Annotated in this window: 9 protein-coding genes and 1 pseudogene; 4 read left to right on the plus strand and 6 right to left on the minus strand. The window is 71.6% G+C overall.

The genetic code is table 11. From position 1 onward, the window contains the following. Positions 1–29: 29 nt before the first annotated feature. The 6 genes from AB0937_RS23900 to AB0937_RS23925 form a co-directional block, all read right to left on the minus strand. A complete protein-coding gene (locus AB0937_RS23900) occupies positions 30–1,562 on the minus strand; it encodes a GMC oxidoreductase (protein ID WP_366714209.1) in 1,533 nt (510 codons plus the stop codon). 112 nt (positions 1,563–1,674) lie between these two features. Continuing rightward, positions 1,675–3,195: an aldehyde dehydrogenase family protein gene (locus AB0937_RS23905; RefSeq protein ID WP_366714210.1), complete on the minus strand. Its 1,521-nt coding sequence runs from the start codon at positions 3,193–3,195 to the stop codon at positions 1,675–1,677. A 425-nt stretch (positions 3,196–3,620) separates the two neighbouring features. Then, positions 3,621–4,610 carry a malate dehydrogenase gene (locus tag AB0937_RS23910; protein WP_366714211.1) on the minus strand — a complete coding sequence of 330 codons (990 nt, stop codon included), beginning with the start codon at positions 4,608–4,610 and terminating at the stop codon, positions 3,621–3,623. A 349-nt stretch (positions 4,611–4,959) separates the two neighbouring features. Then, positions 4,960–6,276 carry a DUF2690 domain-containing protein gene (locus AB0937_RS23915; protein WP_366714212.1) on the minus strand — a complete coding sequence of 439 codons (1,317 nt, stop codon included), beginning with the start codon at positions 6,274–6,276 and terminating at the stop codon, positions 4,960–4,962. 383 nt (positions 6,277–6,659) lie between these two features. Beyond that, the gene (locus AB0937_RS23920; RefSeq protein WP_366714213.1) at positions 6,660–7,205 is read right to left on the minus strand and encodes a DUF3017 domain-containing protein; all 546 of its coding nucleotides are present in this window, start codon (positions 7,203–7,205) and stop codon (positions 6,660–6,662) included. After that, positions 7,195–8,049 carry a bifunctional methylenetetrahydrofolate dehydrogenase/methenyltetrahydrofolate cyclohydrolase gene (locus AB0937_RS23925; protein WP_366714214.1) on the minus strand — a complete coding sequence of 285 codons (855 nt, stop codon included), beginning with the start codon at positions 8,047–8,049 and terminating at the stop codon, positions 7,195–7,197. The genes AB0937_RS23920 and AB0937_RS23925 overlap by 11 nt, the downstream gene beginning before the upstream one ends. Before the next feature lie 275 nt (positions 8,050–8,324). Here AB0937_RS23925 and AB0937_RS23930 point away from each other — a divergent pair, with 275 nt between their 5' ends. From AB0937_RS23930 to AB0937_RS23945, 4 genes and pseudogenes are all read left to right on the plus strand, one after another. Beyond that, on the plus strand, positions 8,325–8,903 hold the full coding sequence (locus tag AB0937_RS23930) for a hypothetical protein (RefSeq protein WP_366714215.1): 579 nt from the start codon (positions 8,325–8,327) through the stop codon (positions 8,901–8,903). Between the two features lie 134 nt (positions 8,904–9,037). After that, a pseudogene (locus AB0937_RS23935) lies at positions 9,038–9,142 on the plus strand (FHA domain-containing protein); the annotation flags it as partial. 47 nt (positions 9,143–9,189) lie between these two features. Continuing rightward, positions 9,190–10,773 carry a protein kinase gene (locus AB0937_RS23940; protein WP_366714216.1) on the plus strand — a complete coding sequence of 528 codons (1,584 nt, stop codon included), beginning with the start codon at positions 9,190–9,192 and terminating at the stop codon, positions 10,771–10,773. 104 nt (positions 10,774–10,877) lie between these two features. After that, on the plus strand, positions 10,878–11,447 hold a 570-nt coding region (locus AB0937_RS23945; protein ID WP_366714217.1), incomplete at its 3' end, for an ALF repeat-containing protein.

Below are 11,447 nucleotides of genomic sequence, written 5' to 3' on the forward strand. Positions count from 1 at the left end.
CTGCTCCGTGGGGGGTTCGAGGGTCGCGGTCACTTGGAACCACCACCGATCAGCTCGGCGGCCTTCTCACCGACCATGAGGACTCCGATCATCGGGTTGACGGTGGTCATCGTGGGGAACACGGAGGCGTCCGCGATGCGGATGCCCTCCAGGCCGCGGATGCGCAGCTCCGGGTCGACGACGGCCGACCGGTCGTCGGCGGCGCCCATCTTGCAGGTCCCGGCGGGGTGGTAGACGGTGTGCGCGACCTTGCGGGCGTACTCGCTGAGTTCCTCGTCGCCGGTGACGTCCGGGCCGGGGGCGACCTCGCGCTTGAGCCAGCCGGCCAGGGGCTCGGTCTTGGCGATCTCACGGGCGATCCTGATGCCGTCGACGAGGGTCCTGCCGTCGTAGTCGTCCTCGTCGGTGAAGTAGCGGAAGTCCAGCGCGGGCTTGACCTCGGGGTCGGCGCTGGTCAGGTACAGCCGGCCGCGGCTCTTCGGCTTGGGGATGTTCGGGGTCATGGAGACGCCGAACTCCGGCCGCCGGTAGCCCAGTCGCTCCGGGTTGTCCGTGAAGGGGATCTGGTAGAAGTGGAACATCAGGTCGGGGTGAGCCAGTTCGGGGTCGCGGCGCACGAACAGGCCCGCGTCGGAGTCCATCGCGGAGTTCTCCGGGATGGGGCCGTTGGTCTCCCAGACGATGACCGACTCGGGGTGGTCGAGCAGGTTCTCACCCACGCCCGGCAGGTCGTGGGTGACGGGGATGCCGAGCTTCTCCAGGTCGGCCTTGGGGCCGATGCCGGAGTGCATCAGCAGCCGCGGCGAGTCGACGGCGCCGGCGCAGAGCAGCACCTCGTTGCGGGCCTTGACGAGGATCTCCTCGCCGTCCTTGGTGCGCACGTGCACGCCCTCGGCGCGGTCGCCGTCGAGCTGGAGCTTGTACGCCCAGGTCTCCAGCAGGATCGTCAGGTTGGGCCGCTCGTCCATCACCGGGTGCAGGTACGCCACCGACGCCGAGGACCGCTTGTTGTTCTCGGGGTGGTAGGCGAGGTCGAAGAAGCCGACGCCCTCGGTGAACGGTTTCTTGTTGAAGCCCTCCACGCGCGGCACGCCCAGGGCCTCCTGGGCCGCGTCGACGAAGTCGCGGGCGATGGCGTTCCGGTCCTTCTCGTCGACCGCGACGATGTTGTTGAGCAGCCGGGCGAAGTACGCCTCCATCTGCACCGCGCCCCAGCCCTTGGCGCCGGCGGCCTCCCACTCGTCCCAGTCGGCGGGCAGCGGCTTGAAGGCGATCAGCGTGTTGTGCGAGGAGCAGCCGCCCAGGACGCGGGCCCGGCTGTGCCGGATGTGCGAGTTTCCGCGTGGCTGTTCGGTGGTGGGGTAGTCGTAGTCGAGTTCGCCGCCGAGCAGACCCATCCAGCGGCGCAGGGTCAGTACGTCGTCACGGCCGACGTCGCTGGGGCCACCCTCGATGACGGCGACGGTGACGTCCGGGTTCTCGGTCAGGCGGGAGGCGATGACGGAACCAGCGGTTCCGCCGCCTATCACGACATAGTCGTACTCATGGCTGGTGTGGGACATGGCGTACTTGCTCCAGTGGGGATGAAGTGAACGGGCTCGGGGGCGGGGACGTCAGCCCGGGATGTGGGGGTCAGCCCGGGATGGGGGTCGGCAGCCCCGCGGGAGGCGGGGGTCAGCCCGCGAACCAGCGCACCGGCTTCGGAGCGAGGTTCTGGTAGACGTGCTTGGTTTCTCGGTACTCGGCGAGTCCGGCCGGGCCGAGTTCCCGGCCCACCCCGCTCTTGCCGAAGCCACCCCACTCCGCCTGCGGCAGGTAGGGGTGGAAGTCGTTGATCCAGATGGTGCCGTGGCGCAGCCGGCCGGCCACGCGCCGGGCGCGGCCCGGGTCGGCGGTCCAGACGCCGCCCGCGAGTCCGTACTCGGTGTCGTTGGCGAGGGCGACGGCCTCGTCCTCGGTGCGGAAGGTCTCGACGGTGAGGACCGGCCCGAAGACCTCCTCCCGCACCACGCGCATCTCGCGGTGGCAGTGGTCGAGGACGGTCGGCTCGTAGAAGTAGCCGTTCTCGGGGCGCTGCGGGGACGGCTCGGGGCGCTTGCCTCCGGAGCGCAGCACCGCCCCCTCCTTGAGGGCGGACTCGACGTACATCTCGACCTTGGCGCGCTGCTGCTCGGAGACGAGCGGGCCGCACTCGACGCCGTCCTCGGTGCCGCGGCCGAGGCGGATCTTCTCGGCGCGGCGGGCGAGTTCGGTGACGAAGCGGTCCCGGACGGACTCCTCGATGATGAGGCGGGCGCCGGCCGAGCAGACCTGGCCGCTGTGGATGAAGGCGGCGTTGAGGGCCTGGTCGACGGCGGTGTCGAAGCCCTCCTCGGTGGCGCAGGCGTCGGCGAAGACGACGTTGGGGTTCTTGCCGCCCAGTTCGAGGGCGACCTTCTTGACGGTCGGGGCGGCGGCCTGGGCGACCTTGGTGCCGCTGACCAGGCCGCCGGTGAAGGAGACCAGGTCGACGTCGGGGTGCTCGGACAGGCGCGCGCCCACCGAGTGGCCCGGGCCGGTGACGATGTTGGCGACGCCCTCGGGCAGGCCGGCCTCGACGAGCAGCTCGATGAGCGCGATCGTCGTCATCGGGGTGATCTCGCTCGGCTTGACGACGAAGGTGTTGCCGGCGGCGAGGGCGGGGGCGATCTTCCAGCTGGCCTGGAGCAGCGGGTAGTTCCAGGGCGTGATCATCGCGCAGACGCCGATGGGCTCGTGCACGACGACGCTGTGGATGTCGGCCGAACCGGCGTCCACGACCCGGCCGGGTGCCTCACCGGCGACCAGGTCGGCGAAGTAACGGAAGGCGTCGGCGACGCAGTCGATGTCGACGCGGCCCTCCTCGACGGTCTTGCCCGCGTCCTGGGCCTCCAGCCGGCCGAGCTTGTCGCGGTCCCGGACCAGGAGATCGGCGACCCGGCGCAGCAGCGCGGCCCGCTCGGGGACGGGGGTGTGCGGCCAGGGGCCTTCGTCGAACGCGCGCCGGGCGGCGGCGATCGCCAGATCGGTGTCCTTCTCGTCGCCCTCCGCGACCACGGCGAAGGGCAGCGCGTCCGCGGGGTCGAGGATCTCGCGCGTGGCCCCGGAGATGGCCGCCCGCCATTCTCCTCCCGCATGGATGGTTTCACGCGCCTGAAGTTCGGTACTTTCCGCCATGATCGCTCTTCGCCTTCCGTTCCTGATCAGCGCCCCTGTGTCACAGTCGTGTCACTAAGAGACCGAGTTCGCCTGCCCGACTCCCGCAATTGCATGCGCACCCGTGGCCGAAAGTGCGCTGCATCACGGGAGATGTGGACAAACAGGACGAAAGGTGCGGCGAATCGGCCGTCGGCGCCGGCGCACCGGGCGTCGGTTCACCAGGGCCGGACATCCCGCCCGTCACGGCTGGTGAACGCGGCGCCCCGGCCGGCGTCGCCCCCGGCGAGCAGGGAGGAGTGGGGCCGAGTCCGGCATCGCGGGTGCCGTGCGGCCCGGTCCGGGGCCGCCGGCTCCGGGAAAGCCCGCGGGCCCCGCGCCGGAGAACCGGTGCGGGGCCCGCGTGCGAAACCCGGATGAAGCCCTGAGGGCTCCGGTCAGATGAGTCAGATGAGACCGAGGCCGCGGACCGCCTCGCGCTCCTCCTCGAGCTCCTTGACGGAGGCGTCGATCCGGGCGCGGGAGAACTCGTTGATCTCCAGGCCCTGGACGATCTCGTACTTGCCGTCCTTGGTGGTGACGGGGAAGGAGGAGATGAGGCCCTCCGGCACGCCGTACGAACCGTCGGACGGGATACCCATGGAGACCCAGTCGCCCTCGGCGGTGCCGTTGACCCAGCTGTAGACGTGGTCGATGGCGGCGTTCGCGGCGGAGGCGGCCGACGAGGCGCCGCGGGCCTCGATGATGGCGGCGCCGCGCTTGGCGACGGTCGGGATGAAGTCCTCGGCCAGCCACTTCTCGTCGCCCACGACCTCGGCGGCGTTCTTGCCGGCGACCGTGGCGTGGAAGATGTCGGGGTACTGGGTGGCGGAGTGGTTGCCCCAGATCGTCAGGCGCTTGATGTCGGCGACCGTCGAGCCCGTCTTCTTCGCGAGCTGCGTCAGCGCGCGGTTGTGGTCGAGGCGGGTCATCGCGGTGAACCGCTCGGCCGGTACGTCCGGCGCGGCGGCCTGGGCGATGAGGGCGTTGGTGTTGGCCGGGTTGCCGACGACCAGCACCTTGATGTCGTCCGCGGCGTGGTCGTTGATGGCCTTGCCCTGCGGCTTGAAGATGCCGCCGTTGGCCTCCAGCAGGTCGCCGCGCTCCATGCCCTTGGTGCGGGGGCGGGCGCCGACGAGCAGACCGACGTTGGCGCCGTCGAAGGCGACGTTCGGGTCGTCGGTGATGTCGATGCCCTGGAGGAGCGGGAACGCGCAGTCGTCCAGCTCCATGGCCGTGCCCTCCGCCGCCTTCAGCGCCGGCGTGATCTCCAGGAGGCGCAGCTTCACCGGCACGTCCGCGCCGAGCAGCTGACCGGAGGCGATGCGGAAGAGCAGGGCGTAACCGATCTGGCCGGCCGCGCCGGTGACGGTGACGTTCACGGGAGTGCGGGTCATGGCGTTCTCCGTATGACAGCTGGCGGTGGGGCGGGGTCCCTGCCCCGGACGTTTGATCGATCTCTTGGCGTCAAGAGATCCGACCAGCGGTCAGGCTATCGCGCATCCGGGATCTCGTACGTCCGGGTCGGTGTGGCCCAGCCCACAACCCCGTTCGGCCCGCACACGCGTACGTGCCGAACGAGAGAGGCGGCCGCCCGTCCGGGAGAGGAGGACGAAGGCGGCCGCCTGGGGGATACCGACCGTGCCGGACTCCCGTGGGGGTACGGTTCGCCTGCCCCCGATCAGGGCGGGCATTCCTCCCTTTCGGAATGTCCCGGCCGGGCGCGGGCGGACCGCACGCCGCCTGTCAGCCGGTGCACCCCTTCTGTCCGGCCGTCAGCGTGGCGCAGGCCTTGGCGTCCGCGGCGTTCTTCACGGCCACCATCGGGGTGTAGGCGATGGCGTCCCCGGCCTCGGTGATGCTGCCGGTCTGCTTCGCCCTGCCCGAGCTGATCTGCACCTCGTCGCCCTGTGCCGCCTGGGTGATGCGCCCCCAGGCCGCCTTGCAGGTCTCGCTGTAGCGGACCTCAACGACGGTGGTGCCGACGGTCGCGGTCTCGGCCGTGGTCACCCGGTCACCGCTGCACCCCATGGCCTCCGCGTCCTTGCCGGTGCAGCTGTCACCGCCGCACTTCACGCCGGGCGGCAGCTTCGGGTCGCTGCTGACGGTCGGCTTGGGCGACGTGTCTGTGCCCTTGGCCTCGTCGTCGCCATCGCCGCCCATGAGGTAGAAGGCGCCGGCGATCACCACGAGCACGCCCACGACACCCGCGAGGAACGTCATGGTCCGCTTCTTGCCCGCGGCGGCGGAGGCGGAGGCCCCCCGGCGGTTCCCCCCGGCGCCACCGGACCCGCCGGACCCTCCGGCCCGGGCCGGGACGGCGTCCTGCGGTTCGCCGTACGAGCCCGCTCCGGCACCGGAGCTCCGGCCGGGGCCGGACGACCCCGCGGAGGCCCCGGAAGCCGAGCCGGGCCGGGCCCCCCTGCCCGCACCGGTGCCGGCGGAGCGCCCGCCCGACGGCGACGGGCCCTGGTAACCGGCCAGGCCCCACGAGTTGACCTCGGGCTCGGCGGCCCGGCCGCCCTCCTCCCGCAGACCGGAGCCGGTGGAGTCCTGGACCTCGGGGGCCGTCGGCTGGGGCGGCACGGTCGGCGCCACACCGGCCGGTCCCGCGATGCCCGGCGTGACCGTGGTGCCGCCGCTACGGCGGGCGGGCTCGCCGCCGCCCGCGGAGGCTGCTCTGCCCTCGCCCGCGGAGGCCGCCTTGCCGGAGGCCGCGGGGTCGCTGAAGTCCTGCCCGCCGAACTCCCCGAGCGCGGCGCGCGCCTGGGATATCCGGATGGCCTCCATCGTCATGTCGTGCCGCATCTCCGAGCGGCTCCAGGCACGCTCGGCCAGCTCCCACATGGTGGTCAGGTGCACCGGATTGGTGCCGGTGACCTCGGCCAGGGCCACGATCGCGCCCTTGGGGGCGAGCAGCCGGCCGTTCAGATAACGCTCCCACGACGTCTTGCTGTAGCCCGTGCGGTCCGCGACCGACGCGATGCTCAGACCACCCCGGTCCACGAGCCTGCGCAGCTGACTGGTGAACTCCCTGATCTGCGGATCGAGCTCATCCGGCAAGGCCTTCCAACGAGGCATTGCTCCCCCTCTTCCCCCCGGTACGTGCTGATATTTCTCGCGCTGTTCGCCCCGCGCGTGGCGGCCTTGGCCGAGTCCCCGTTCTGGATACCCACAGGGATGCGCCCAGTCAGGATCTCAGTTCCCTGACGAGGGGCGCACAGGAGCATGGTGACCGCGCGCGATACACCCTGGACCGTCCCGATTGTCCATGCCAACCCCGCCGTCGCACCACTTTGTGTGGTACCGGAAGCGAGACGTACCGGAACCGTCACCTCCGTGCCACAGCGTACTGACAGCCGTTGAACAGGTCGTTCGCCGTGCAGGAGGGTGGTGTGTGCAGGCGGCCCGTCCTTCCTCGGGGGAGAGGACGGGCCGCCGTCCCGTCACTCGTTGGTGACCGTGAAGTGCAGGGTGTCCTTCAGGAACGGAATCTGCAGCAACGGATTCGGCTGGGCCATCAGCGCCAGCAGGACGATCACGGTGCCCAGCAGGCCGTAGGTGACGATGTCCGTGAACCGGGAGCGGACGGCGAGCATGCCGACGCCCGGCAGCAGCCAGCGCATCGCCCCGCCGGCCAGCAGAGCGACGCCGATCAGCAGCGTCCCGAACCGGAACTGACCGAAAGCGGTCACCAGCAGTCCGAGTCCGGTCAGCCCCAGCACGGCGAGCACCGGCCACTGGCGGGCCGGGGCGGGAGCGTCCCCGGGTGCGGCCCGGCCACCGCCCTCGGGCCGCGCGGTGTCCTTGGTGAACAGCGGGAAGCGCCGGGTGACCCGCCGCGGCCGCCCCTCGGCGTCGGGCGCGCTGACGGGGTCCCGGACGGTGAGGTCCTCCGGCGACTCGTGCCCGCCGAGGGACTCGCGCCCGGCGGGAGCCTCGTGCCCGCCGGCGGCCTGCTGCCCACTGGGGGCCTGGTGCTCAGCCGGCACTGCGCTCCGCCGCCTCGACCACGTTGACGAGCAGCTGGGCACGGGTCATCGGGCCGACTCCGCCGGGGTTCGGGGAGATCCAGCCGGCGACCTCGGCGACATCGGGGTGGACATCGCCCACGATCTTGCCCTCGGCGCTGCGCGAGACACCGACGTCGAGGACGGCCGCACCGGGCTTCACGTCCTCGGCGCGGATCAGATGGGCGGAGCCGGCGGCGGCCACGATGATGTCCGCGCGCTTGAGGTGCGCCGACAGGTCACGGGTGCCGGTGTGGCACTGCGTCACGGTCGCGTTCTCGCTGCGGCGGGTGAGCAGCAGCGGCATCGGCCGGCCGATGGTCACACCGCGTCCGACGACCACGACCTCGGCGCCCTTGATCTCCACGCCGTAGCGGCGCAGCAGCGTCAGCACGCCGTTCGGGGTGCAGGGCAGCGGGGCGGGCTCGTTGAGGACGAGACGCCCCAGGTTCATCGGGTGCAGACCGTCCGCGTCCTTGTCCGGATCCATCAGTTCGAGGATGCGGTTCTCGTCGATGCCCTTGGGGAGCGGCAGTTGCACGATGTACCCGGTGCAGGCGGGGTCCTCGTTCAGCTCGCGGACGGCCGCCTCGATCTCCTGCTGGGTGGCCGTGGCGGGCAGTTCGCGCTGGATGGAGGCGATACCCACCTGCGCGCAGTCGCGGTGCTTGCCGGCGACGTACTTCTGGCTGCCGGGGTCGTCCCCGACCAGGATCGTGCCGAGGCCGGGCGTGACGCCCTTCTCCTTCAGCGCCGCCACGCGGGCGGTCAGATCGGACTTGATCGCGGCTGCGGTGGCCTTGCCATCGAGAATCTGGGCGGTCATGCCCCCATCCTCGCGGATGACCCCGCCACGGTTCCAATCCGCCCGCAATCCGGGCACCGGGGGCTCCCATGCCCCGTATCCGCCCATGATCGGCGATGTTGCACTTGCACAACACATCGGGAATGCGGCTGGACAAGCCGGTCAGTGGTGCAGAACGATGACATGACAAGTACCGCGGGCAGCTCAACGGGGGGACGGTCGCAATACTGAAGGTTTTCCTCCGTGCGGATGTCACGCGTCGTGCCCGCACAAGGACCAACGGAGGAAAGTCCCCCATGAGCTACGGCGACCCGAACAACCCCTACGGCGCTCCCCAGGGGCAGCAGCCGCAGCAGCCGGGCTACGGTTACCCGCAGGACCAGGGGCAGGCTCCCGGTTACGGCTATCCGCAGGCCCCTCCGGTCTCCCCCTACGGCGGCCCCGCCGCGCCGACCACGATGCCCGGCTCGGTGAGCGCGGCCCGCGTGATGCTGTGGGTCATCGTCGGTCTGCAGGTCGTCGGCATCGCCATCTTCGCCTTCGCGGCCGTGGCCCTGAACGCCGCGAAGGACGACGAGTCCCTCAAGGACAACACCGCCTTCCAGGATCTGGTCGGTGACTCGACCGGCGTGATCTGGGGCTACGTGGTGTTCGGCCTGGCCTGGCTGGTGTTCGCGGCCGTCCTGGCGACGAAGTTCAAGAACGGCGGCAACGGCGCCCGGGTCACCATCCTGGTCTTCGCCATCATCACGGCGGTCCTCGGCATCTACCCGTTCGTCATCGTCGGTCTGGTGCACACCATCCTGGCCGTCCTGGTCGCGGTGTTCGTCGGCAACTCGGCCGGCAAGGCCTGGTTCAACCGCCCCCGCTACTGAACGGACCCGGTCGGCAGGACCGGTTCACGCCAATCAACATCCAAGGGCCGTGTCTCACCCGTACGAGGGGGGGCACGGCCCTGGTGCGTCGCCCTAGTCTGACGGTGTAGCCGTTCAGGCACGGGGAGAGCACCTTGTACAGCATCATCGTGGTACCTCCGCCGACCACGGAGGACGAGCGAAACCCCACCCACCTCCACATCACGCCCGGTGAACGCCGCGCCCGCGGGTCCGCGCACCGCGCCACCCGGATCCTCGGCCGCCTCGACCGGGCCGGGTCGGTCCGGTGACCGAGGCGTACGCCGTGCCCGTGCCCAAGGGCTACCGGGTCGGCGTCTGGGAGGTGTGCGAGCCCATCGCGACGGGCGCCTTCGGCAGCGTGTACGCGGCCCGGTGCGTCGGTGACGGCACCGGACTGCCGCCCACGGCCGCGCTGAAGTTCCTGCCGACCGGGACGGCCACGCCCCGCCGGCTGACCCACCTGCGCGAACTGATCGAGCGGGAGGTCGAGCTGTACCGGCGGCTGAGGCATCCGCGGCTGGTGCGGATGTACCAGACGCTGACGGTCGACGACCCGGGCCGTCCGGACCTGGACGGCGCCACCGTCCTCGTCCTGGAACGGGCCGAGGGCTCCCTGTCGGCCCTGCTCGCCGCCTCGCCCCGGCCCGCCGCCGGCCCCGGGCTGCTCGGGCAGATCGCGGAGGGCCTCGCCCAGCTGCACGGCGCCGGCTGGGTGCACGGCGACCTGAAGCCGGCCAACGTGCTGCTGATGGCGGACGGTTCGGTCCGTCTCGCCGACTTCAACATGGCCGCCGAACTGGAGGGCACCCACGCCTACACCCCGGCCTTCTCCACACCCGACTACACCCCGCCGGAACTCCTGTGGACCGAGATCGGCGAGCGCGGCCGCCGTATCCGCCCCTCCGCCGACATCTGGGCCTTCGGGGTCCTCGCCCACCTCGTGCTCACCGGCGCCTTCCCGCTGCCCGGCGCCACCCCGGCCGCCCGCCGGGACGCGGCGGCGGCGTACGCCCGCGGCGCCGACGAGCTGCGTCTGTCGCCGGAACTGCCCGACGACTGGCGGGAGATCGTGTGCGCCTGCCTGACCCGGACGCACCGGCAGCGCATCGGCGGCACCGAGCTGCTGCGCCGTGTGACGGCGGCCGCGGGCCCGGACCGGCACGTCTTCCGCCTGCCCCGCCTGCGCACCGCCCGCCGCATGCGTACCGCCCGCCGCATGCGCCGCGGGTCCGTCGCGGCCGTCCTGACCGGAGCCGCCGCGGCCCTGGCCGCCCTCGCCTACGGCATCAGCGTCTGGGCGGGCGCCGGCGGAACCGGCGGCGGAACCGGGTCCGGCGCGTCCGCAAACGTCTCCGCCGCCGCGTACGGCGCTTCCGAACTGCGCACCGACCGGGGCGTTCCGCCCGCCTACCGGCTGCTGATCGTGGAGACGGCGCACGACTGCGACCAGAAGGAGGTCAGCCCGGTCCTGATCGCCGCCATGCTGAAGGTGGAGAGCGACTTCGACCCGGACCTCTCCGACCCCGACAACAACGAGTACGGCATCGCCCGTTGGACCCCGCGCGTCCTGCGCTGGTGGATGAACGAGGACGGCACCCCAGGCGAGACGGTCCCCCAACCCCCCTTCCCGCCCGCCGAGTCCATCCCGGCGATGGGCCGCTACCTGTGCTGGATCGCCCCGCGCCTGCAGGAGGACCTGCCGGGCGACCGGCGCGTCCTCATCGCCGCGGCGTACCGCACGTCGTACCGGACGGTGAACGCGACGAAGGGCGTGCCCCCGGACGTACGCGGCTACGCCGACCGCGTCGCCCACTTCCTGGAGGAGTACGCGCCCGACGGCCGGAAGTGACCTCGCGGGCAGGGACGTTGACGCTCCGTCATAAATGGGCGGACCCGCCGAACGGGACATGCGAACATGCTCTCGATTCCCTTGCCCCGAAGGAAGGTTCACGCATGAGACTCACCCGCGGTGCCCTGCTCGTCGCCGCCGGCGCCCTGGCGCCCGCCCTCCTGCTCACCACTCCGGCCTTCGCCGCCGGCACCGCTCCCGCGGCGGTCGCGGTGGTGTCGGCAGCGCCGTCGGACGGGACGCCGGTGGACGAGATGTCGGAGGACGAGCTCCGTATCGCGATCGCGCGCATCCTCGCCGACCCGGACTCCGGCCGCGGCGTCGCCCGCGAGGCCAACGAGGCGCTCGACGGCACCGTGGAGGACATGAGGGAGTTCCTGAAGACGGGCTACCGCCTCGCCCAGGCCGAGGACGACCGCGTCGCCATCGTTCGCATCATCGGCGACCCCGACTCCGGCCGAGGCGTCAAGCGCGAAGCCACCAAGGCCCTCGACACCAACACCCCCGAGGCCCTGCGCGCCTTCCTCGAAACCGGCTACCGCCTCGCCCAGGCCGAAGACGACCGCGTCGCCATCGTCCGCATCATCGGCGACCCCGACTCCGGCCGAGGCGTCAAGCGCGAAGCCACCAAGGCCCTCGACACCAACACCCCCGAGGCCCTGCGCGCCTTCCTC

It is taken from the genome of Streptomyces sp. NPDC047880, assembly GCF_040706515.1.
GTDB lineage: Bacteria > Actinomycetota > Actinomycetes > Streptomycetales > Streptomycetaceae > Streptomyces.

Coding starts and splice junctions, on each gene's coding strand:
- AB0937_RS23930 (WP_366714215.1), top strand. CDS start 8,325: ATGAGCTACGGCGACCCGAACAACCCCTACGGCGCTCCCCAGGGGCAG.
- AB0937_RS23925 (WP_366714214.1), bottom strand. CDS start 8,049: ATGACCGCCCAGATTCTCGATGGCAAGGCCACCGCAGCCGCGATCAAG.
- AB0937_RS23905 (WP_366714210.1), bottom strand. CDS start 3,195: ATGGCGGAAAGTACCGAACTTCAGGCGCGTGAAACCATCCATGCGGGA.
- AB0937_RS23910 (WP_366714211.1), bottom strand. CDS start 4,610: ATGACCCGCACTCCCGTGAACGTCACCGTCACCGGCGCGGCCGGCCAG.
- AB0937_RS23900 (WP_366714209.1), bottom strand. CDS start 1,562: ATGTCCCACACCAGCCATGAGTACGACTATGTCGTGATAGGCGGCGGA.